Annotated in this window: 22 protein-coding genes and 1 pseudogene; all 23 read right to left on the bottom strand. The window is 38.7% G+C overall.

Features of this window, described 5'->3' with window-relative positions:
* Window positions 1-35: 35 nt before the first annotated feature.
* The 23 genes and pseudogenes from GFO_RS05590 to GFO_RS05490 all read right to left on the bottom strand — a co-directional run bounded on the left by GFO_RS05590 (window position 36) and on the right by GFO_RS05490 (window position 22284).
* Window positions 36-227, bottom strand: a complete 192-nt coding sequence (locus GFO_RS05590; protein WP_041250021.1) for an SHOCT domain-containing protein — start codon at window positions 225-227, stop codon at window positions 36-38.
* A gap of 57 nt (window positions 228-284) precedes the next feature.
* Window positions 285-455, bottom strand: a complete 171-nt coding sequence (locus tag GFO_RS17945; RefSeq protein ID WP_341475727.1) for a SpoIIAA family protein — start codon at window positions 453-455, stop codon at window positions 285-287.
* A gap of 261 nt (window positions 456-716) precedes the next feature.
* A complete protein-coding gene (locus GFO_RS05580; protein WP_011709083.1) occupies window positions 717-1259 on the bottom strand; it encodes a hypothetical protein in 543 nt (180 codons plus the stop codon).
* Complete coding sequence (locus tag GFO_RS05575; RefSeq protein WP_013073461.1) at window positions 1259-1510, bottom strand: SHOCT domain-containing protein; 252 nt, start codon at window positions 1508-1510, stop codon at window positions 1259-1261. The genes GFO_RS05580 and GFO_RS05575 overlap by 1 nt, the downstream gene beginning before the upstream one ends.
* A 20-nt stretch (window positions 1511-1530) precedes the next feature.
* Window positions 1531-1890, bottom strand: coding sequence for a SpoIIAA family protein (locus GFO_RS05570; RefSeq protein ID WP_011709081.1), 360 nt, complete (start codon window positions 1888-1890; stop codon window positions 1531-1533).
* Window positions 1891-1916: 26 nt separating this feature from the next.
* The gene (locus GFO_RS05565) at window positions 1917-2339 is read right to left on the bottom strand and encodes a Fur family transcriptional regulator (protein ID WP_008613756.1); all 423 of its coding nucleotides are present in this window, start codon (window positions 2337-2339) and stop codon (window positions 1917-1919) included.
* A gap of 15 nt (window positions 2340-2354) precedes the next feature.
* Complete coding sequence (locus GFO_RS05560; RefSeq protein ID WP_008613762.1) at window positions 2355-2693, bottom strand: P-II family nitrogen regulator; 339 nt, start codon at window positions 2691-2693, stop codon at window positions 2355-2357.
* A 96-nt stretch (window positions 2694-2789) separates the two neighbouring features.
* Complete coding sequence (locus GFO_RS05555; RefSeq protein ID WP_011709080.1) at window positions 2790-4028, bottom strand: efflux RND transporter periplasmic adaptor subunit; 1239 nt, start codon at window positions 4026-4028, stop codon at window positions 2790-2792.
* Window positions 4029-4050: 22 nt separating this feature from the next.
* Window positions 4051-8484, bottom strand: coding sequence for a CusA/CzcA family heavy metal efflux RND transporter (locus tag GFO_RS05550; RefSeq protein ID WP_011709079.1), 4434 nt, complete (start codon window positions 8482-8484; stop codon window positions 4051-4053).
* 138 nt (window positions 8485-8622) lie between these two features.
* Window positions 8623-8949 carry a DUF6660 family protein gene (locus tag GFO_RS05545; protein WP_041250263.1) on the bottom strand — a complete coding sequence of 109 codons (327 nt, stop codon included), beginning with the start codon at window positions 8947-8949 and terminating at the stop codon, window positions 8623-8625.
* 169 nt (window positions 8950-9118) lie between these two features.
* Window positions 9119-11866: a heavy metal translocating P-type ATPase gene (locus GFO_RS05540; RefSeq protein WP_011709077.1), complete on the bottom strand. Its 2748-nt coding sequence runs from the start codon at window positions 11864-11866 to the stop codon at window positions 9119-9121.
* A gap of 85 nt (window positions 11867-11951) precedes the next feature.
* Complete coding sequence (locus GFO_RS05535) at window positions 11952-12980, bottom strand: SDR family oxidoreductase (protein ID WP_011709076.1); 1029 nt, start codon at window positions 12978-12980, stop codon at window positions 11952-11954.
* Window positions 12981-13054: 74 nt separating this feature from the next.
* Complete coding sequence (locus GFO_RS05530; RefSeq protein ID WP_011709075.1) at window positions 13055-13606, bottom strand: hypothetical protein; 552 nt, start codon at window positions 13604-13606, stop codon at window positions 13055-13057.
* Window positions 13607-13612: 6 nt separating this feature from the next.
* Window positions 13613-14893 carry an amylo-alpha-1,6-glucosidase gene (locus GFO_RS05525; protein WP_011709074.1) on the bottom strand — a complete coding sequence of 427 codons (1281 nt, stop codon included), beginning with the start codon at window positions 14891-14893 and terminating at the stop codon, window positions 13613-13615.
* Window positions 14894-14911: 18 nt separating this feature from the next.
* Entirely contained in the window at window positions 14912-16009 is a 1098-nt protein-coding gene (locus GFO_RS05520; protein WP_198408249.1) for a vitamin K epoxide reductase family protein, read from the bottom strand.
* Entirely contained in the window at window positions 15969-16427 is a 459-nt protein-coding gene (locus GFO_RS17870; RefSeq protein ID WP_011709072.1) for an SPW repeat domain-containing protein, read from the bottom strand. Before GFO_RS17870 ends, GFO_RS05520 begins: the two co-directional genes overlap by 41 nt.
* Before the next feature lie 159 nt (window positions 16428-16586).
* Window positions 16587-17039, bottom strand: coding sequence for a four-helix bundle copper-binding protein (locus tag GFO_RS05515; RefSeq protein ID WP_308420164.1), 453 nt, complete (start codon window positions 17037-17039; stop codon window positions 16587-16589).
* The gene (locus GFO_RS05510; RefSeq protein WP_011709070.1) at window positions 17023-18030 is read right to left on the bottom strand and encodes a potassium channel family protein; all 1008 of its coding nucleotides are present in this window, start codon (window positions 18028-18030) and stop codon (window positions 17023-17025) included. The genes GFO_RS05515 and GFO_RS05510 overlap by 17 nt, the downstream gene beginning before the upstream one ends.
* A 149-nt stretch (window positions 18031-18179) precedes the next feature.
* Window positions 18180-18830 carry a DUF2231 domain-containing protein gene (locus GFO_RS05505; protein ID WP_011709069.1) on the bottom strand — a complete coding sequence of 217 codons (651 nt, stop codon included), beginning with the start codon at window positions 18828-18830 and terminating at the stop codon, window positions 18180-18182.
* A 154-nt stretch (window positions 18831-18984) separates the two neighbouring features.
* Window positions 18985-19134, bottom strand: coding sequence for a hypothetical protein (locus tag GFO_RS17715; protein ID WP_011709068.1), 150 nt, complete (start codon window positions 19132-19134; stop codon window positions 18985-18987).
* 199 nt (window positions 19135-19333) lie between these two features.
* Window positions 19334-19711 (bottom strand): annotated as a pseudogene (locus GFO_RS05500) (DUF302 domain-containing protein).
* Window positions 19712-19915: 204 nt separating this feature from the next.
* Complete coding sequence (locus GFO_RS05495; RefSeq protein ID WP_011709065.1) at window positions 19916-20521, bottom strand: hypothetical protein; 606 nt, start codon at window positions 20519-20521, stop codon at window positions 19916-19918.
* 83 nt (window positions 20522-20604) lie between these two features.
* Window positions 20605-22284, bottom strand: coding sequence for a multicopper oxidase family protein (locus GFO_RS05490; RefSeq protein WP_011709064.1), 1680 nt, complete (start codon window positions 22282-22284; stop codon window positions 20605-20607).
* Between the last annotated feature and the right edge of the window lie 14 nt (window positions 22285-22298).

The following is a 22298-nucleotide window of genomic DNA, read 5'->3' as shown; positions in this document are numbered from 1 at the left end:
AGGTGCCATCGGCTTCGATACCTGTGGCCTTATAACTACTTCTTCTTATCCTGAAGGACTTTCTTCTTTTGTTCAAATTCCTCATCGCTTATCTCGTCCCGGGCGTATCGATCTCTCAGGGCTTCCATAGCCTTATCTTTCCGTCTGTTTTGTCCCGGCGTGGGGTAAGGAATTAAGAATATCCAAAAGATAAGGATTATCCAAAGCCCCCACCATATCCAGTGCATTCCCCCAAAATATCAGTCGTCCATCATAATCTTTCTGTTTAAATTTATTTAACTTTTTTAATGATTTCCTTTCTCCATCCATTCCTTGGCCAAATCTTTTTCTTCAGGGCTAAAGAATTTAATATGTGCCTTTGTAAAGGGTATCAAAACTTCCGTAAACTGTTCCTTCCATTTTGTATTTCCCACCAATGCAACCTTTTTAACGCGTTCTTCGTTCGGAAGTTTCAGTTCAATGCCCTTCCAATACGCACTTGCGGTCCACCCCTCAAAATTTTACATTATTAGTAATAAGCGAAAAATGATAAGACGGAAATATTTATATATCACATCTATCTCCCTAATTGCGGTACAAATTTTGTACGGCAGGAGGATATTTTATTTACACTTATTACATCTCCCCAGCGCTATTTTAATAAGGCACTACTGGAAGAGGATGGGATTCTATTTATACTTTTTCATCTTTCTATGTTATTTTGAATTAAATGGCATTCACTCTTTCTTTAAAATAAGCTGGGCAAATTTTATTTCTATGGATCCTTCAAGTCCAGGAACCACTTGATTTAAGCTTGGGCTTATAGTTTTCTCTATAAATCCACCGGCACTTAAAAGACAGGAAAATGTAGGACCTTGGGGGATGTGGGTCAATGTCGCTTTAAAGTAGTTTTGCACTTCTTTATTAGGAAGCCTGATCGTTACCAACCAATTAAAATCAATTGGTTCATGTGGGCGCAAAAGGAAATCCTCAACCGGGACCTTCCCGGTAAATCTTATCCATATAGGTGCTTGAGTACTTTTAAGATAGGTGGCTAGCTGTGGATTATTTGTGTCTATAGTTCTCAAATTTATGGAACCCGTAATTTCTTTACTTGTGTAATCAAAAAACATGGAAAGTTGATGGCTTTCCGCCTTAAATGCCTTGCCATCTATATTAGCTTTTATAAGGATATGCCCCTCCCGTGTACTGTATATAGTTTGGGTATGCAGGATAGGAGCCAGCATTAAAAAAAATATAGTTAGTTGTCCTTTTCCCATTATTTTTCCTGCCTAATTTTTTTCTGGTCCTTTGGTTCATTTTTATTTTGAAGAATATTTACCCGGTGTTTATATTCTTCCTCGCTTATTTCGCCCCGTGCAAAACGCTCCCTTAGAATTTCCATTGCTCCGTCTTTTTTCCGTTTTTGTCCAGGGGTGGGGTAAGGAATTAAAAATATCCAAAAGATAAGAATTATCCAAAGTCCCCACCATATCCAGTGCATTCCCCCAAAATTCCAGTTGTCCATCATAATCTTTCTATTTAACTTTTTTAATGATTTCCTTTCTCCATCCATTCCTTGGCCAAATCTTTTTCTTCAGGGCTAAAGCATTTAATATGTGCCCTTGTAAAGGGTATCAAAACTTCCGTAAATTGCTCTTGCCATTTTGTATTTCCCACCAATGCAACCTTTTTAACGCGTTCTTCATTCGGAAGTTTCAGTTCAATGCCCTCCCAATACGCACTTGCGGTCCACCCCTCAAAATTTTCCATTTCAATATACCAGTACACTTTATGGTTTGACTGTATATGGTTTTTTAATTGAGATATCAAATTGTCATAATCGGTAGCATCCAATCTATTTTGAGCTACCATATATACCTTGCTTTCTTTCTTATAAATTTTCATCATTGTTCCAATTTTTTAAATCAAAAAACTTAATCCAAGTCATTGCTACATTTCTCACAGACTCCCTTGGCCACCAGATTGATATCCTCTGCCACATAGCCTTCGGGCAGGTTTATCTGAGGGATTTTGTGCTCTGTAAGGCACACGGTTTCCCCGCAACTATTGCAATGAAAATGTAAGTGAAGGTCGTTTCCCACCTCACATTCACAATTGTCTTCGCACAGGGCATATTTAATGATGCCGGTGCCATCCTCAATTTGATGCACGATTCCTTTTTCTTCAAATGTCTTCATAGTACGGAAAAGCGTACTCCTTTCCGAGCTTTCGAAATCCTTTCCAAGGTCGCCTAAGCTAACGGCCACATTCAGTTGTGCCAGCCGTCTATAGGTCATCAAGCGCATTGCCGTAGGGCGGATGCCTTTGCTTTCCAACTTTTTTACTATTTTTTCCATTTGCTATAAAAGTATTTAGGGGTCGTAACGCTTTATGGATTCCCCGGTTTTTATCTGGAAGGCATCTTCAATATCGGAAAGATAAATTATTCCGTCACCGGGTTCAGTTGTTTTTGCATTCTCAAGGATAATATCTATTGCTGATTGTGCTTCTTCGTTTTGACATACCAGTTCTAACTTTACAACCGGACTGTCTGTTACACGGAAATCTAAAGAAGGTGATGCGCCTTTTGCTTTAAAAGCCCCGGTACCTTCCCCCTGGGAAAGCGTCATACTTTTGAATCCACTTTCACTAAGGGATTCTATCACTTTTTGAACTCGTTTCGGTTTTATAAATGCTTTTATTTCTTTCATTGCTGTAATATTAATTTTAGTATTAAGGATGAACCCTCTGGAATTTTAATTAAGACAAACATTTAACAGAGAGTCCATCCATCTAATTTTTTTAATTTAATGACCATGGGAAGTCTGGCTTTTCTGCATTTCAGAAACCAGATAATAGGCATTATTATAGGCAACCAACGTACCTTCAGGCAGAGGCTCCAGCAGTTTAATTTCAACCCAACCATCTTCATTTATTCCCGTTCTAACCTGCACTGGTTTCAATTCCCATTCGGTTTCACCATCTTCCTGGTGTTTTTGGGCCGTAAAGATGTAGGGATTTCCTTCTTCTTCAATTATTGCTTCTTCCGGTAAGGCAGGAACAGCTTCTTCACCGGTCCTGATTTTTCCGTTTATATACATCCCCGGAATTAGAAAATCTTCTTTATTATCGATTTCTGCATGCACATGTACCGCTTTGGGGTTTTGTTCAAATTGTTTCCCCACTGAATAAATTTCCCCGGTTAAATTACTGCCTGGAACCGATTCCAGTGTAAACGCAATCTTTTGGCCTTCTTTCACCTTATAAATATCTTTTTCAAAAACCATTAGATCGGCATGCACATGTTCATTATCAACTACCATAAACATACTGGTCTGAGGGTCTACATATTGTCCTACCTGTACCAGTACTTTTTCAATATAACCTCCAATTGGGCTTACTACCGGAATATATTCATATAATTCACCGTCTCTAACCTGGGAAGCATTTAGGTTTAACTGCCGTAACTGTGATTCATACCCCCGCACTTCACCTTGTACAGACTGGTAATCTGATTGGGTTTGTTGAAAAGATTTTCCAGATCCTACCTCTGCTTCATATAAACGTTTCTGTCTTTCAAATTCCTTTTCCAAAAATTGCATCCTACTATATGCATTAATATAATCAGACTGCATTCTGGTTAAATTTGGGTGAGAAAGATAAGCCAACACCTGACCTTTATTTACCTTATCCCCCTCAATAACCTTTATAGAAGTTATATTACCGCCTAAAATTGCCGTAACGGTAGCTTCATATTGTGGCGGCACTTCTAACTGGCCATTGGCTTCCACAATACCGGACAAAGCTTTTTTAGGCAAGGTATCTACTTTAATCCCCAGACTATTGAATTTCATTTCTGAAAGATGTACCGAACGCATCCCTCCTTCTTCTTCATCTCCTTCCTCACCGTGATTTTCACCTTCTTCGGTATTAGTAGTTGCAGTTTCACTGGAAGCATCTTCCCCTGCCGCAGGATTTTCTTTACATCCAAAGAATATGCTGAGCGTTAAGGCAAGCATTAGAATATTTATTGATCTTGTATTCATATCGATTTTCTTATTTTAATTTTTAATTTGAATTCTTAAGGTAATATTCCAGTTGGTAACGGCTGTCGAGATAATCGTTAAAAGCACTCCAGGCATTTACCTCGATTCTAATGGCATCTCTTATATTTTGGAGAAATGTCACATAATCGATAGCGCCTTCCTTAAAGGCCAGCACTGATCCATCTTGTTGCTCTTTAGCCAAGGGAAGCGCTTCATCCTTATAATAATTCCATGAATTTCTCCATTTGATGAATTCTTCCCGCATATTTTTATAGGCGGTTTCCAATTCGAGTTTATCCTGGTAAAAATTTTGCTCTGCAATCTTTCGATTCACTTTTGCTTCCTGAGTACGGCCTAATTCAGGCCCAAAGAATAACGGAATTTGAATTCCTATTTGATATTGGAAGAAACCCGATTGCCCGGCTATTTCCTGCCTACCGTACTGACCCTGAAATTTGGGCAAAAATTCAGATTTTCGTTCTCTGGTAACCGCTTTGGCAACATCTATCCTTTGTTCCGAAACCTGTAGCAACGGATGATTTTCAAGCGACTCTACCAGAAAGTTTAAAGGTTTGTCTAAAGTTTCAACAGGCAAATCTGGTACATCATAAATCGTATCACTAACAAACCATAGGTTTAAACGCTGTATTGATTTCAGGTAATTTCGGTATGACTGTTCCAGCTGTATTTTAACCTCGTTCGCCTGGTTGGAGGTAGCAAGATATTCCAGTTTAGAGGTAGCTTCTGTCTCATACCGGATTCTTGCAGCCCTTTCAATATCTTCAAAAATTGAATCCATTTTTCTATATACCTGATACGCCTTTTTAGTTGTATAAACAGATGTCCAGGCCCTGCTTACTTCACGTTCAATTTCAATAGTAGATAGCTCTAAGGCATTTTCAGCAAGTGCCACCCTTTCTTTCTGTAATTTCAAACGGGGAGCTATTCCAAAAACATCTATGCCTTGTTGTTGAACACCAATTTGGGTATAGATCCCATCAGAACCATTTCCTACCTCTTCTTTTCCTGTAAAGATTTGGGTATTCCCAAAATCATAAGCGGTTTTACGCAATACTTCCTCACTTTCAATTTCAAGTTGGGCAGCTTTTAATTGTGGAAAGTTTTGGATTGCCATTTCTTTAGCCTCTTCCAAACTAATAGTTTGTAAAGAATCCTGTATTGGATTTTCCGATGACATTTCATCAGATTGTGCATTTACGGAAAAGGTTCCGCCTAACATCAATCCAATTATCAAAATTGTGGCTAAAGATCGTGAATTGGAAGAACCAAGCTTGTTCTGTTCCTTTTTCTCTCGTCTCTTCTCTACAAATGTATAAAGGACAGGAAGAACAACCAGAGTAAGTAAGGTAGCTGTAAGCATGCCTCCAATAACAACCGTAGCAAGGGGTCGTTGTACTTCAGCTCCTGCTGACGATGAAAAAGCCATCGGCAGAAATCCAAAAATATCTGTTGTTGCTGTTAACATAATAGGTCGTATTCGTTCTTTGGTTCCTGTAAAAATTCTATCTTTTATACTGGTTACCCCTTCTTCTTTTAAGGAATTAAACCTGTTAATAAGCACCAGCCCGTTTAAAACGGCAACCCCAAACAATACAATGAAGCCTACACCAGCTGAAATACTAAACGGCATATCTCTTAACCAAAGAGCAAATATTCCTCCAATAGCCGCCAGTGGAATGGCTATATAGATCATAATTGATTGGGAAAAAGATTGGAGTGCAAAGTACAGAAGCACGAATATCAGAAATAGAGCGATGGGCACTACTATTTGTAAACGCCCTTTTGCTCTTTGAAGGTTTTCAAACTCCCCACCATAAGTAATGTAATATCCTGGAGGTAAATCTAACTCTTCATCCAATTTTTGCTGGATGTCATTTACCACAGATTCCACATCCCTCCCGCGGGCATTAACTCCCACATAGGTTCTTCTAAAGGTGTTATCCCTGGAAATTTGCATAGGACCCGGTACATAACTAATATCAGCTACTTCCTTAATCGGAACCTGGGTTCCATCCGGCAGATCTATATAGAGGGTACGTAAATCATCAATGCTTTGGCGGTGCGCCTCATCAAAACGTATAACCATATCAAACCGCTTTTCCCCTTCAAAGATCACTCCGGCCGTTCCTCCGGCAAAAGCTGCACTTATATAATCGTTAATCTTTTCAATGTCCAATCCATATTGCGCAATTTTTTTACGATTAAACCGCACCGTCATTTGTGGAAGACCAGATGTTCGTTCAGGGTTCACATCTCCTACGCCCGGTATAGTCTGTATTATTTCAGCCATTTTATCAGCTTTTTCAGCAAGAAGGTCTAAATCTTCACCATATAATTTTACCGCAACATCTTCCCTGACCCCGGTAAGCAGTTCATTAAAACGAAGCTCTACAGGCTGGCTAAAAACCAGGTTGACTCCCGTAAGTTCTTCATTAAGTTTCTCTTTGATCTTTTCTATCAATTCCTCTTTAGAACTTGCCGAAGTCCAATTATCCATATCCTTCTCTAATACAATAAACATATCGGCAATATCCATAGGCATTGGATCAGTAGGGATATCGGCAACCCCAATCCTCGCTACGGCGGTTTCTACTTCCGGGAAATTCTCAAGAAGGATATCTTCTATTTTTGTGGAAACATCAATTGCTTCACTCAAACCACTTCCAGGTCTTATTAAAGCCTGCATGGCGATATCCCCTTCATCAAGTTGAGGGACAAATTCCCCTCCCATTCTGGAAAAGATAAAACCGGCTACTATAAGTAAGACAACCGCAGACCCCAATACTATAAACTTCAATCTTAAAGCTCCTTTTAATAAAGGCATGTATCCTTTTTGAATCCCTCCAATAATTTTATCACTAACTTTTTCCAGCCAGCGTTCAAACTTTCCAAACCAGTTCTTTTTATTCTGAATTGGTTTCATAAATAAAGCAGACATCATAGGGACATAGGTAAGGCATAAGAAAATAGCACCTATCATAGCAAAACCAAAAGTAAATGCCATTGGCCGAAACATTTTCCCTTCTACCCCCGTAAGAAAAAGAATGGGCGCAAATACGATAAGAATGATAATTTGTCCAAAAAAGGCCGAACCCATCATCGTACTTCCGGCATCATAGGCTACTTCATCCATTTTAGCCTTATTAAATTTTATTTTGCCGGAACGCATCCGTTTTTGTATTTCATATACCGTACCCTCAATGATGATCACAGCACCGTCTATAATAATTCCAAAGTCAATAGCTCCCAAACTCATTAGATTGGCCCAGACATTAAATTGCTTCATTAATATAAAAGCAAAAAGAAGTGATAAAGGAATGGTCGTAGCGGTTATAAGTCCACCTCTTAAGCTACCTAATAGTATCACCAGGGCAAAAATCACGATTAAAGCACCTTCCAGAAGATTCTGGGTCACGGTACTCGTAGTTCTTTCAATTAAAACACTTCTGTCAAGGAAGGGTTCTATTGATAAACCTTCAGGCAAAGATTGTTCTACCGTCTCCATACGATCCTGAACATTTGCAATTACTTTATTAGGATTTGCACCTTTCAACATGAGCACCATACCGCCAACAGCTTCACGGCCATCCTGGGTAAAAGCACCATAGCGTACCTGGCTACCAAACTGGACCTCTTCAGCTGCATCTCCAATTGTTACAGGCACTCCATTTTCATTCTTGATAACAATAGATTTTATATCATCTAGTGACCTGATTAAACCCTCACCACGGATAAAATTGGCCATATTATTTTTTTCTATATATGCACCGCCTGTATTAACATTATTTTTTTGCAGGGCATCGAAGACTTGGGAAATAGAAACGTTTAACGCATTCAGTTTTTCGGGATTAATGGCAATTTCATATTGTTTTATAGAGCCCCCAAATGAATTTACCTCTACTACACCTTCGACGAGGGTCATTTGACGCTTTACGATCCAATCCTGGATGGTACGCAATTCCGTAGGGGAATAAACAGTGTCATACTCTTTTTGTGGCTTTATCGTATATTGATAAATCTCACCCAAGCCTGTAGTAATGGGTCCCATAGCGGGACTTCCAAATTTTTCAGGTATTTGGTCCCTGACTTCGTTTAGTTTTTCCTGAACCAGTTGACGGGGTTTGTAAATGCCCATATCGTCCTCAAAAACAATTGTAACCACGGAAAGGCCAAATCGGGAAACAGATCGTATTTCCGTAACCCCAGGTAAATTACCCATCGAAAGTTCAACGGGATAGGTTACAAACTGTTCAATATCTTCAGTGGCAAGATTTGGTGACTGGGTGATCACCTGAACCTGATTGTTAGTAATATCTGGTACCGATCCCAGGTTTACGGTGGACATGGACCAAATACCCATTCCTATAAGCGCTAAGGTAAGTAGCCCAATAATAAATTTATTATTAATGGAAAATGCGATTATCTTATTAATCATATAAATAAAAATTTAATTCAGTTAAAATTCTTGATAATAATTTTGTGCCTAACAAAATCTATCAATAGGACCAAGGATCTAGTATGAGAACCAGGATTTGGTCAAAAAAGAATATAATTATCCTTTAAAAAAACTGAATTAAACTTTTGGGGGATCTAAAAAGGAAAGAATAGGTTCTTCCACTGAGCTGTCAAAATAGACAAAGGCTTTTGATGGAATTTCCTTAATCAAAGCCTTGAAATTTGAAGAACCGAAATCTACCGTATGCACATGGCAGCAATGACAACTACAAAAAGGAGGGCATAAATCTACTACTTTATCATGAGAATGGTCGATATCTAAATTCTGAGCAGCAACCACTGTAACTTCTGAATCAGCAATCACTTGTGAAGTATCACTATCATTACAGGCTAATAAGTTAAGCCCGAATATATACAGAGATAATATGACAGCGATAATTTTCACACTACAAAGATAAAAAAAAATCAATGCACAGATTGTGCAAAAGACAAGTGCGTATATTGAATCAAGGATTTTTATATGGTTTAATATGTTACTAAAATTTTTCGATATCCTATTTTCGTATAACTAAAATAATCCGTGTGTCTCTCACTAGAATTAGATTAAATATATTCTACAACAATTTTGCTCCTCTTAACCTCAAGGCATTGGCAATAACTGAAACCGAGCTAAAACTCATGGCCAGAGCCGCGATCATAGGAGAAAGTAATAACCCAAAGAATGGATATAATACACCCGCAGCAATTGGCACACCCAGGGTGTTATAAATAAGAGCAAAAAACAGGTTCTCTTTAATATTCCGCATTACTTTTTCGCTGAGTTTGATTGCCTTAAGCACTCCTTTTAAATCTCCTTTCACCAGAGTGACCTCGGCACTTTCAATCGCTACATCGGTCCCTGTACCCATAGCGATGCCAATATCCGCCTGTGCCAGTGCAGGGGCATCATTAATACCATCTCCAGCCATGGCTACTTTTTTACCTTCCGCCTGGAGTTTTTTTACTTCCTCCATTTTATTCTGCGGGATCATACCCGCTTTAAAATCAGCCAGGTTTAATTCCTTTGCCACGGCTGAAGCTGTTTTCTCATTATCCCCGGTAAGCATGATCACCTTAATACCTTCATTTTGAAGTTCGGATAATGCTTCCCTACTGGTTCTTTTTATCTTATCTGAAATGGTCACAAATCCTACAATACTTGAATCTATTGCCAGATATGAAACTGTTTTCCCTTTTTCCTGTTCCGCAGTAACCTGATTATTTATTTCTTCTGAAATTTCAGCATTTTTAGCCTGCATTAATTTTTCATTTCCAAGCGCCAGTTGTTTTCCTTCAAAATTGGCCGTAACTCCTTTCCCGGTAACCGAATTAAATTCTGAAGCTTCGCCATATTTGATTTTTTCCGCTTTCGCATAATTAACAGTTGCATTAGCCAGCGGATGTTCACTTTGTGCATTTACAGAAGCGATAAGGCGGGTGAGCTCCTTTTCAGAATATTCTGAAGAAACCGAAACAACTTTTTCTACGGAAGGTTTACCCTCGGTGATAGTTCCTGTTTTATCTATTATAAGCACATCGATCTTGTTCATTTCTTCCAACGCACGGGCGTTCTTGATCAAAACCCCGTTTTTTGCACCTTTACCAACTCCCACCATCACAGACATAGGTGTAGCCAGACCTAAAGCACAGGGACAGGCAATGATCAATACCGCAATAGCATTTACAAGCGCATAAACATAGGCAGGATCGGGGCCATAGATTGCCCATACAGCAAAGGTTACTACAGAAATAATTACCACGATAGGCACAAAATAGGCTGAGATTCTATCAGCCAGTTTTTGGATAGGCGCCCGTGACCTGCTGGCATCATTTACCATTTTTATGATTTGCGCAAGCAAGGTTTCATTTCCAACTTTTTCCGCAGTCATGGTGAAACTTTGATTGCCATTTATGGTACCGGAATTTACCTTATCGCCTTCCTGTTTATCTACAGGAATAGGTTCTCCGGTGATCATGGATTCGTCAATACTGGATTTGCCTTTTTTGATGGTCCCGTCTACCGGGATTTTATCGCCGGGCTTTACTCTTAGAACATCCCCTTTCTGAATCTTATCTACGGAAATTGTTTCTTCTACCCCATCAACCACTCTTACAGCCTTATTCGGTGCCAGCCTTAGTAATTCCTTTATAGCTGAATTAGTTCTGCTGTGAGCACGTGCTTCCAGAACCTGTCCCATTAAAACCAAAGTGAGTATTACGGTGGCGGCTTCAAAATAAACATGTACGGTTCCCATTTCAGTCTTAAACTGATCAGGAAAAAAATTGGGGAATAGCATACCAAACACACTGAATATCCAGGCTACCCCCGCTCCGATACCTATTAGGGTAAACATATTCAGATTCCATGTTTTAATGGACCTGTAAGCACGTTCAAAAAACATCCAGGTTGCATAAAAAACCACCGGCAGGGAAAGTCCGAACTGTATCCAATTCCAAATCTTCATATCTGCCAGGTCATACAGTGGATTATCGGGAATCATTTCAGACATCGCTATCAGGAAAATAGGAAGTGTAAATGCTACTGCGATCCAGAATTTCTTCAAAAGTGTCTTATAACCTTTTTCTTCAGCAGAACTCTGTGGTTCTTTGGGAACCAGATCCATCCCGCAAATAGGACAATCTCCTGATTCATCTTTTATTATTTCAGGATGCATGGGACAGGTATATTCATCCCCTCCTGAAGAAGGAGAACTCAAATCCATTTGCTCCACCAGATCCATTCCGCAGACCGGGCAATCGCCAGGTTTATCATAAGTTTTTTCTCCTTCGCAATGCATGGGACAATACCATGTGCCGGTTCCTTTACCTATTGGTGTTTTATCTTCAGACTGATGCTTATGTTTTGCTTGTTTTTCCCCGGGGAGCATGATATGATAATTTCCTCCGTGCTCCTGTAGGGCTTTTTCAAAAACATCAACTTTAATGTGTTCTTTCATACTGATCTCTGCATCCCCTTTTTCAAGGTTTACAGCAGCATTTACAACACCTGACACCGTATTTAAGGTTTCTTCCACATGAGATCTGCAGCGATTACAGGTCATTCCCGTAATCTTATAAGAATGTTTCATCAGTTGCCCGGCAGATTGATCAGTTTTTCCCGGCATCATTATATTATAATTGCTTCCCTCTAAGGCACGCTCAAATCTTTCCAAAGGAATATGTTCCTTCGTTTCAATCACTGCTTCCTCCTTTTTTAAATCAACAGAAACCTGAGTGACCCCATTGACCTTGCTCAAGGATTTTTCTACATGTGACCTGCAACCATTACAAGTCATGCCGGTAATTTTATAAGTATGTTTCATTTTCCTTTATTTTTCATCCTGATCGTGAAACCGACCATTTAATTCTGGGACAGACTTTTCAGAATAATACATCTCATTACAAACCCTAGTTTTTATCGCTTTTTTTTATAAACTGAGTGAGAAATACCGCTCCCAACATGGCGACTCCAAAAATTCCAATTACTTTTTTGTGTTCATAAACTTGATCAAATTTACTGTAATCTTGGGCGGTGTTATTAAAACTACCATGAACACCGTGATCCCCGGCCACTGGTTCCCAAAGATTGTGTTTTCTATCGGCATCCTCTAGATTTTCGGTCAACTGCCCATCAACTCCATTTCTGGCCATATAATGATCTAAAAATTGAGGTACTAGTTTATTGCCCCAAACAGTCTGAATGGTGGGATATCCTACCATTCTCTGTCGAACCCCAGATTTAGCCACATTTACAATTGCTCTTGCAGCGACCTCTGGTTGATAAATTTTACCCATGGGTTTAGGCTTTTTGTCAAACCTGGTCTTTACCCAACCAAACTGGGTGGTATTCATTGCCGGCAAATGTACTATGGAAAGATCTATATTTAGGTTATCATGTATTATCTCCGCACGCAATGATTCAAAAAATCCCTGAATGGCATGTTTGGAAGCACAGTAAGCAGACTGCAGTGGAATACCGCGATAGGAAAGCGCAGAACCTACCAGAATAATTTTCCCATAATTTCTCTGCTTCATTCTTTTTAATGCAGCCAGGGTTCCATAAACCTGCCCCAGGTAAGTTACATTGGTAACTCTGGAAAATTCTTCCGGATTCATATCTATCGCTTTGCTAAAAACACTCACCATGGCATTATTGACCCAAATAGCAATAGGACCAAGATTTTCTTCAGCAAAGCTTGCTGCCTCTTCCATCTCACGAGCATTTGCCACATCGGCAATATAGATCCATGCCTCTCCACCACATTCTTCAACATCCCTTTTTGAGCCCTCCAGTCCATCTTTACCTCTGGCAATAAGTAAAATTCTAGCTCCTTTTTTCGCAAATTCTATTGCTGTTGCCCTACCCACTCCAGCAGAGCCACCGGTGATTACAACACATCCATTAAGGCCACTTCTGTTATTATCTGATAATTTCATAGTTTGGTGTTTATTTCAATTTCGTGTACAAAATATTTTGTCAACTTTTTCTACTGAAGTTTCTGGAAACCAGCTCATGTCCCTTCAGCAATAAGGGTATTGATTAATTTTCTTTTGCCCGCAGATACTCCTTTATTATTTACACCTTGATTTTTACCAATTTCAAAGCCTTTAATAGAGTTTTCTTCTAAAGTAACCCTGAAAGTACTGGTGGCTTCATCAATAAAAAAATGTTCTATTTCCTTATTCAAATGTATAACGCCCACCGGACTTTTACTGGGACTTACGGTAAATTCAGCTGAAGTTTCTTCATTTTTTATATCGGTTACATACACCCAATTCTCAGGTGAAGGTATTGGTAATTCAATTTTTATATAATCATGTATCTCCAGCTCCTTCATTTTTTCACCTTCAGCATTATAAATTTGAAATTCTGCTGAAATCTCTGGTAATGCAGACCATCTGTTCACATCAAACAACTTTTGCTTAGAGCGAACAAACTTTTCCCTGGCAAGCTCCGGGGAATCAAATCTATTTTCGCTACTATAAGTTTTATCTTTTAATCTGCTTCCTGAATTTTGCTCTTGACTTTGCCAAAATTCCTTTATCCATCCCCATATACCCATTACTTTTCAGTTTAAATTGGATTTAACTCTTTCTCCCTTCATCATATCTATAACAAGGCCTGCCCACGTAAAATCTTGAGCACCGTAACCTTCTCCAGTTAGCGGATTGTAATATTCTCTGAAACCACTTTTCTCAATAAGCTCTTTGATACTGGAGGTCAATTTTCCAGCAAGTTCCTCGTATCCATTATTTTTTAAGTACTGGTGTAAAAACCAGTTATGCACAATCCAGGTAGGACCCCGCCATATATAGAGCGATTCCTTCGGATTAAACGCAGATGAATTTAAAGCTACAGATGGCAATGGATAGCTTGAATTAAATTCGTCACCCTGCACTAAATGTTTATCAATCACCTGTTTCTTAATTTTTTCAGATATTCCAGAAAGCACCACAGGATAAAAAACAGTAGGCGTTAGAATTTTTATTTTTTTATCTGTTTTCCCATACACATCGTAAAATGCTTTATTTTCCTTATCATACATAATCGTAACAATGCTTTCTGTTACTTCTTTTGCCCTGTTATAAAATACCTGCGCATCCCTGTCATCTACCTTTTCACATAATTCTCCCAGGCTTTGAAGATTTTGTGCATAAATCGTATTCAAACCCACTTCTTTAACCAGGAAATAGCTCTTCTTATAAATCTTTTTTAGATTATAATTATTCAGGAAATTTCGAAAATCCACCCAAATGACCTTCATGTAAAGCAAGTTATTGGCCTTTCCTTTAAAATTTAGCGGAACATCGAAAGTGGGTTTCCAATCCATGCCAGATTCGAAAGGTGATATGATACTAAGCAAATGATCACCTTCAAAATCACGGTTTTCAGCCAGCCAGTTATAATATCTTTTTAACTTCGGAAGTACTTGCTTTAAAAATTCCAGATCACCCGAAGCATTAACAATTCTGCTCACTGCCTGTGCAATAAGAGGTGGCTGGATAAGAGAACTCATATGACTGTTAAGGAAGTTTTTATAACTGAATTTCGACTGAAAAATATCTGCCCATCTACCTGGTTTCAATCGGTCCCAATAGATCATATGCCCAATAAAACCATCCTCCTCCTGAAGTCTTAACAAACTATGTATATGCTTCTCAGCCATTTCAACTTCATCTATAGCGACCAGAATAAAAACGTGAAAGCAGGTATCCCAAAAGAATTGGTAGGGATACCTATCTGGAGCAGGCCGGGTGTAATGATAACGTGGGCTATCATCCTCTTCAGCCATTTCCATATTCTCATAGATAATTTCCCTGACTTTTTTTAAAAGCTCTTCATCGCTCATTAGAATGCAAGTAAGTTTCTATTTTACGTATTTATCCCAGAGTCCATATTCTTCTTTCTTCGGTCCTCGAGGGAAAGAAAGTCCGGCTACCAATAATCCTACAACCAAACCGGTTATTTGCAATCCTAAAGTACTGCCATCTACCACCCATGGACCCACTGCAAGTACTAAACCTAACAGGATATTAAAATATCTTCCGCGACGAACAACCTCTCCCATGCATATTACCGAAGTAACTACGATAAGAGAACCGCTGAGATGGAAAATATTAGAAGGCATGGTTTGAATCTCTACTCCAAATACCGCCGGTGCAAACATTACTGCAATACCTAAAAGAGTTGAAACTGCCAGCGTCCATGGAACACTCATCCCCCAAATGGAAGATTTATAAACGGCCACTGGTTTGTTGGGAAATTCCATAAGTTCAGTAGTACGATCATCTGTATTTTTTTCAAAAGCTTTTCCACCTTTCCAGAACACTTCCCACATATTATCTCCTCTCTTTTTAGCCTGGACCATATGTTGTCCCATCGCGATTACCTCATCAAGTTCCAGCGGGATCATTGGCAGCATAATAGCCGCGGCCAACAAACAAAAGGTGCACCATTCTCCAACTATAATAGGTTGGGATATCACCAGAAATATATGGACCAAGCCTAAAGGAATGACTAAGATCCCAAAGAACGTAACCATCCATGGCATAGTTCGCCATCTGGAAGGACTTCCCATCCAGCCCATCAAAAATTCGAAGGTGTAAGCAAGCGCCCCAAAAGCTCCATCTGAAATTGGCAAAGAATGGGACATATTAGGATTTAATATTTTCATCGTGCTTTCCCCGAAAAAAGGATCTGCCGCAAAATCTGTATATCCTAATTGAAATGTTCCCAGATACCGGGAAACGATCCATCCAAAGAAAGCTAGTACGATCATGATCCAACGTTGGGGCCAGCTGGAAGGATTATAGCTCCACCCGGGAGGAACCACAGATCCCATTTTCATGTAGGTGATCATATTCGGCATGCCAGGAATAAGAATGGTCAATGCAATCACCATTACCCCTACCATGGTATCATTATTATAAATATAGGCATTGGGTGCCCAATATAACCGGAGCAAAGTTTAGCCAGATCCCAACAAAACAGGCTATCCAGAGACTTATGGGCCGGTTAGGAGTTAGGGAACGCCACCCAAAGAACATCAGCAGCAATCCACAAATTATATCGCTCCACTGCATGATTTGAACCCGCATTGCATCACTGAGCCAGACAGATCTTCCTCCTGATGGCTGCATTATATCTTTCCCATAATCAAAAGAAAAAGGGGAAACTACTAACCATGCTCCCAGGAGGATAAGCAACCAGTATATCCAAAGAGTTTGCTTATGATGCATGTGCAGCATTTTCATTCTGTCCATCCCATTATCCTCGCCATCGTCCTTTCCTTTCTTCATTTCTTTCTCGGCCATGGGTCTAGTTACTCCCCGACTCCCCATTCCAGGTGTTTCAGCTTTTTTTTGGTGGTTTTGATCTGCCATATTGAAAATAATTATATTATAATAAGACTCCTTTCCCTTATTTCAGAAATTCAATCAATCAGACTTAGAATAAACCTGTTAAATAAAAAACCCCACAAAATCTCCAGAGAAATTAATTCTCTATTGAAAATTTAATGGGGCCTTAACTATAATTTGATTTTACGCCAAAAACTCTTCGCAGGCGCGTTCACATTCTTCACAGGCTTTAGCACAATCTTTACAATGTTGTGTTTCATGTTTGCTGCACTCGTCAGCACATTTCCTACATATTTCTTTGCAGTATTTAACAAGGCCGGTTACCTCTGCACCATCCACCGCAAGAATTTGATTCAAAGCAGCACATGCTTCAGCACAAATTCGATCCAGCCTGATACACTTTACCATTTTTTGAACATCGTCTTCTCCAAGGCAGGCATCTGCGCAATAATTACAATGGTTGATACAGTTACCTAATGCAGTAATTAATTTTTCATTTCTCATAACTAATTGATTTTTATGGTTATAACATAAAGATAGAAATGAGTTCAAACCGATACTTATAAAATTATGGTAAGATCTTTCAGTTTTAAATAAATTTAACTTGTGGGAAGAATATTTAAGATTTTTTTTCATCTACCTGATTCCAGGTCCATCCATCCTGCTGTACCAGGGTTAGAAAAATTTTACGAAGATCTTCAGACTTAGTGTCTAACGCGTGGTTCCCCTTGGACTTGTCAATTAAACTAAGTTCCTCTAATTTTTGTATGGTTGAATATGCTGGAGTTTCATTACTGGTATTTATATGCGTTACCTCTTTTAAAACTTCAAAATAATTCTCGAAAGCAATATCTAATGGACGTAAGTCTCCTTGCTCTGGTTTTACCCTATCATTTAAGTTAAATGCTAGAATAAGATAGGCTTCGTAAAGTCTAGCAAGTTGTAAAATAATGGCATTCTTCTCTTTGTGATTATGGAAATAGTGAATTACAGGATAAGCCCTATGTTGCTGACTATATTTTATAATTGATCCAGATAGTTCGTCAACTTTAGAAGTAAAGGATTGAAAGCTTTTACCATCCCAGAAGTTTAGGATTATTTTTTCAGGACTGCTCCCTAATATGCTAAGTCTTATTCCCAGTTTTCGTTGCTCTATAACTGCTGATAGTACAGGGATGAAATATGTGACCGACATAGTTAAGAGAATGAGGCCGGTAAAAGAATAAAAGCTGGTGAGAATCCTGCCCCCATTTCCGGCAGCTATAAAATCTCCCATGCCCAGGGTAGATAAGGTATATCCGCTGTAATAAATAATTTCCAAAAGATCTGCAGGAATTTGCGTGCTACTGTTAACAATAATTCCAGGTTGTGATATCAAAATAAGGACAAAACTAATCCACAATAAAAATACCCAGATTAAAACAATTGAAATCAACAAGATATAACCTGCATGAGATAAGATTTTTGATTTACCATTACCACCGGAAACAAAAAGAAAAAGTTTCCAGAAGAGATGAGAATACCTGCTAGTTAACCAGCCTCCTCCTTGCATAGACAATGTCGTTTGAAGTATATCCAGTACTGTAGCTATATAAATAATGAGCCCTAAAGCCAGAAATATTGCCATATCATAAATTATTACTCAGATCGTTTTAAATAGAATTCAATCCTGTCATTATAAAATACACTAGTAACGGTGAACTTTCAATTATAGCTATTTTGTACACTCATATCTGACCATGTTTAGTAAATGATATAAGCAGGAAAATACAGGTTTTAGTGTCCATGTCCTTCAGATTCGAGGTAATCGCCTTGAGGCCCTACTCCTTCTATATAAACCAATTGAGAACCATAATGTCCTGCTTCAGATACAGAATACGCAGCGAAGCCCAAAACCAAGAAAACCGCAATTTCGAAAATACGGTTCTTTTTAATCAAGAAGATACTTCCAAGTTTTAAAACGGCTGCCAGGGCACTGGCATAAATGGTCCATTCTGCATATATATCATGTTGTCCTAAAACCTTCTTTGCCATTTCGCTAAGATCATGGGTATGAGGATGCGCATACACTCCTGCAACATAAGCTCCTATAAATCCGGCACCGGCACATAGAAGTATTACCCAGTCGAGGTTTCTTTTAAGAACGAAAAGCTGAATTAATTGTAGGATTCCGCCGAGAAGCAATAGTACAATTGGAAAATGTACTATTAAGGGATGCAGGTTAGGGAAGTCATCCAGTTTAGCTTTAACTGGTTTATCCTGATTATTTTCAAGTTTGGTTGATGCATTAACTTCTTTCTCCAGATCTATAGTGTCAACCTGTTGGATCGTTTCTTCTTCGTGGTTATGATGATAGTGCTCATCATCCTGTGCCCCTCCAAGTATGGGTAAGAACATCAAAAAAAATATAAGAACGGTTTTTTTCATAAAATTTAACTTTAAAATAACCAATACCTGTCTCCTATTATAATTGGCCTTATTAAGTAATAGTTACAGAAGCTAAAAATGAAAGAAAAGGAGGGAGAAAAAGAAATTCAACTAATTAATACTTAAGACCATCCCTCCATTTTCCTCAAACTTATTATTCATGTTCATCGTCATGGTCCATAGACTCATCATGATCCATTTCCATATCATCGTGGTCATCTTCAGTAGTTTCCCTGCAGGAGAACATCGTAAGATTAAAAGCTCCCACAAATAAGACCAACATTAGAATTCTTAATTTTTTCATGATATCTATTTTTAAAGGTTTATTAAAATATTGCTTGTATGTAATGTATTTTTAATTGAAAAATGACTTCATTCTGGACCCGGTTCAGAATCTTATTTCAAGATAAATCAGGGTAATTTGCCGACCTTAAAATTCCCTAAACATCAGGACAGGATGATAAAAGCACTTTTAAGATAGAAAAACGGCTAATCAATAAAAACTATAGATTATGAATAACTTTTTCCAGTTTCTCCTTAATCTCTTCGGCTATCTCACCCAAAGCTCCATTATCAACGGCCTGCATAGAGGCTATAGGGTTAACTGCGGCTACTTCTATCTCCCCGGCTTCCTTTTCCTGAACAATAACGTTGCATGGTACCAATCTTATCTTCTGCTTTTAATGCTTTATGTGCATAAGGCGCATTGCAGGCACCCAGGATGCGATACTTTCTGAAATTTACATTCAGCTTTTTCATTAAAGTCTCGGTAACATTGATCTCGATTAAAACCCCAAACCTTCTTTTTCGAGTTCCTAGGTAACTTTTTCGATTACCTGCTCAAAATTTCCTTTTATCGTTTTATTAAAATAGTAATTCATGATCCATTTTTTTTAAGAATACTTTTCTGCTCTTCAAACTCGTCTTTACTTATTTCACCTTTTGCATCCTTTTTTTAAGGATTTGCAAAGAATCTTCGAGGTTGTTTTCATTCTTTGTTTTCCAACGACTAACGGGCAATAAAATCGCGGCCAGAACAACAGCTCCTATTAAAATCCACCAGTACATCATCATAATTTCAAAAATTATGGTTTCTGTTTATGCTCTTTATGCTTCTCCCCTTCTTTTTTGGATTTGTCCATATGTTGTTTCATTTTTTCCATCATTTCAGGATCGTCATGTATTTTTTCCATCATTTCCTTCATCATTTCAGGGTTTTCATTTATTTTATTCATCATTCCCTGCATCATTTTTTTTCTGAATTCAGGATCTTTCTCCATGGAATGCATCATCTCATGCATTATTTTTTCTTTCATTTCTGGATTTTCCTTCATTTTCTTCATCATCATTTTCCCCATCATTTCTTTCATTTCGGGATCTTTTTCCATCTTTTCCTGCATCATTTTTTTCATTTTCTCCTTCATCTCAGGATTCTTCTTCATCATGGCTTCCATTTTCCCTGATTCCATCATTTGCATATGGTTTTGCATCAATGTTTTCTTTGCCATTTCATTGTTGGCAGCCAGATCCAGAAGCTCATTGAATTGAGCCGGATTGCTGATGATTTCCTGATAAACCGCATTTCTGTTTTGCTGTGTTTCCATCGCTTCGCTGGCATTAAAAGTTGCATTACAACTTATGAATGTCGCAATAGTTCCTACTAAAAAAGTTACTTTTAAAATTGTTTTCATTGTAATTTGTTTTAAATGGTTGATAAAAGTTTTTGTTTTAAATAATACTAAGCTTTCAAGGGTAACCTCGATTCCGGTATTTGCTAAACTATTTTAAAGTTCCTCATCATTCCCATATCTTCGTGTTCGAGGTTGTGGCAATGGTAGAGAAACAATCCTTTAAAATCTTCAAATCGCATGATCAAATCCATTTGCATTCCTGGTAAAAGATAAACACTGTCCTGCCGGCCTTCGTTGATAAAACCGTCTTTGGTTGCTTCCCAAAGTTTATCATCTACCTTATCAGCGTTTCGGTTTAAGATGTTGAATTGTAATTGGTGGATATGAACAGGATGTGGCATTTGCATCATATTTCCCATGCCTCCCTGACCACCCATCATTCCGCCGTTGCCATGCATTCCGCCGCCCATCATTCCGCTGTCATCATCAGGATCTGAAGAAAACTGGCTTCCATTATTGATACGCCAAATTTCGGTAGTATCTAATTTCACGGTCTCTTCTTCGGCTACTTCAGTGCCATTATAGGTGTGACCGTTAATGGTCCATTCCATCATTCCGCCCATAGCAAAAGTGAAAGTCCTGGGATTGTTTTTATTGATGGCATCTGTGGCTGCTAATGTATTCAAAGAACTGAGCTCACCGGGTAATTGAGCATCGTTTTCTGCAGAAGCTCCCACATTTATTTCCATAATATCAAACTGAGTGTCATAAGGCAAGTGATTGCTATTGCTATTTCCCATCATCCCGCCATTCATCATGCCACCACCCATCATATCCAGTGAGATAGGTAAATGGACCAGTTTAATACGACTATTTTCTACTTGTTGAGATAAATCCAACCATATATCTACGCGCTGAGCCGGCCCTAACATTAAATAAGGCATTCTTTTTGGCGCTTTCAGCAGTCCTCCATCTACCCCCAATACGGTTATCGCTTCGCCATGATCCCATGCCAACTTATAGGCTCGGGAATTGGAACCGTTTAAGAGTCTTAGCCGATATTTCCCATTTGCGCCCAGTTCCAGGGTATTATCAATCTTACCATTGATCAATATTTGCTCACCTAAAAAACCCTGCATTCGATCCATCTGACCATCGCCTAGGTATTGGAGTTGCTTATTATCATCAAAAGTCCTGTCCTGGATCACCACAGGAATGTCATATTCACCCTGGGGTAGATTTAATTTTTCTTCTTCTTTATCAGAAACGATAAACAATCCTGCTAGCCCCTGATAAACCTGTTCCCCGGTATGCCTATGCGGATGGGGGTGAAACCAATAAGTACCAGCCCTGTTCATCACTTCAAACTCATAGTAATATGTGTCGCCCTCACCTATTACATGCGCCGGGTGGCCATCATTTTCGTGAGATACATGCAGGCCGTGCCAGTGTACTATAGATTCCGCTGGAATCTGGTTTTCATACCTCACCCTAACCTTATCCCCTTTCTTTACCCGAAGAACAGGTCCTAAATAGCTACCCTCTATATTTTGTAAATTATCTTCACTTCCTTTTATAATAGATGCTTTATAGGAATATGTATTGGTACTTTTGTCTGGAAAGATGTTAGTCTGAGAAGGTGATGCGGTGAGTTGTATATCTAAATCGGCAATAAAATCCTTATTCATTTTATTCCCCGTCTCTGGATGCCGGGTGGAGGTATCCGATTTACAAGATCCAAAAAAAGGCATTACATAGAAACCTGCTGCTGCCAGGCTTGCAGTTTGAATAAAATTCCTTCTGTTTACGTTTTTTTTAATCATAATAAAATTTTGAA

This window comes from Christiangramia forsetii KT0803 (assembly GCF_000060345.1).
Taxonomy (GTDB): domain Bacteria; phylum Bacteroidota; class Bacteroidia; order Flavobacteriales; family Flavobacteriaceae; genus Christiangramia; species Christiangramia forsetii.
The sequence above is the reverse complement of the archived record's forward strand: the minus strand, read 5'-3'. Positions and strand labels throughout refer to the sequence as shown.

Coding starts and splice junctions, on each gene's coding strand:
- GFO_RS17715 (WP_011709068.1), bottom strand. CDS start 19,134: ATGAAAAAATTAAGAATTCTAATGTTGGTCTTATTTGTGGGAGCTTTT.
- GFO_RS05495 (WP_011709065.1), bottom strand. CDS start 20,521: ATGAAAACAATTTTAAAAGTAACTTTTTTAGTAGGAACTATTGCGACA.
- GFO_RS05555 (WP_011709080.1), bottom strand. CDS start 4,028: ATGAATACAAGATCAATAAATATTCTAATGCTTGCCTTAACGCTCAGC.
- GFO_RS05535 (WP_011709076.1), bottom strand. CDS start 12,980: ATGAAATTATCAGATAATAACAGAAGTGGCCTTAATGGATGTGTTGTA.
- GFO_RS05525 (WP_011709074.1), bottom strand. CDS start 14,893: ATGAGCGATGAAGAGCTTTTAAAAAAAGTCAGGGAAATTATCTATGAG.
- GFO_RS05575 (WP_013073461.1), bottom strand. CDS start 1,510: ATGATGGACAACTGGAATTTTGGGGGAATGCACTGGATATGGTGGGGA.
- GFO_RS05540 (WP_011709077.1), bottom strand. CDS start 11,866: ATGAAACATACTTATAAAATTACCGGCATGACTTGTAATGGTTGCAGG.
- GFO_RS05510 (WP_011709070.1), bottom strand. CDS start 18,030: ATGGCAATATTTCTGGCTTTAGGGCTCATTATTTATATAGCTACAGTA.
- GFO_RS05565 (WP_008613756.1), bottom strand. CDS start 2,339: ATGGAAAAAATAGTAAAAAAGTTGGAAAGCAAAGGCATCCGCCCTACG.
- GFO_RS05490 (WP_011709064.1), bottom strand. CDS start 22,284: ATGATTAAAAAAAACGTAAACAGAAGGAATTTTATTCAAACTGCAAGC.
- GFO_RS05570 (WP_011709081.1), bottom strand. CDS start 1,890: ATGATGAAAATTTATAAGAAAGAAAGCAAGGTATATATGGTAGCTCAA.
- GFO_RS05515 (WP_308420164.1), bottom strand. CDS start 17,039: ATGAAAAAAAATCTTAAATATTCTTCCCACAAGTTAAATTTATTTAAA.
- GFO_RS05505 (WP_011709069.1), bottom strand. CDS start 18,830: ATGAAAAAAACCGTTCTTATATTTTTTTTGATGTTCTTACCCATACTT.
- GFO_RS05550 (WP_011709079.1), bottom strand. CDS start 8,484: ATGATTAATAAGATAATCGCATTTTCCATTAATAATAAATTTATTATT.
- GFO_RS05590 (WP_041250021.1), bottom strand. CDS start 227: ATGCACTGGATATGGTGGGGGCTTTGGATAATCCTTATCTTTTGGATA.
- GFO_RS05530 (WP_011709075.1), bottom strand. CDS start 13,606: ATGGGTATATGGGGATGGATAAAGGAATTTTGGCAAAGTCAAGAGCAA.
- GFO_RS05580 (WP_011709083.1), bottom strand. CDS start 1,259: ATGGGAAAAGGACAACTAACTATATTTTTTTTAATGCTGGCTCCTATC.
- GFO_RS05560 (WP_008613762.1), bottom strand. CDS start 2,693: ATGAAAGAAATAAAAGCATTTATAAAACCGAAACGAGTTCAAAAAGTG.
- GFO_RS17870 (WP_011709072.1), bottom strand. CDS start 16,427: ATGGCAGATCAAAACCACCAAAAAAAAGCTGAAACACCTGGAATGGGG.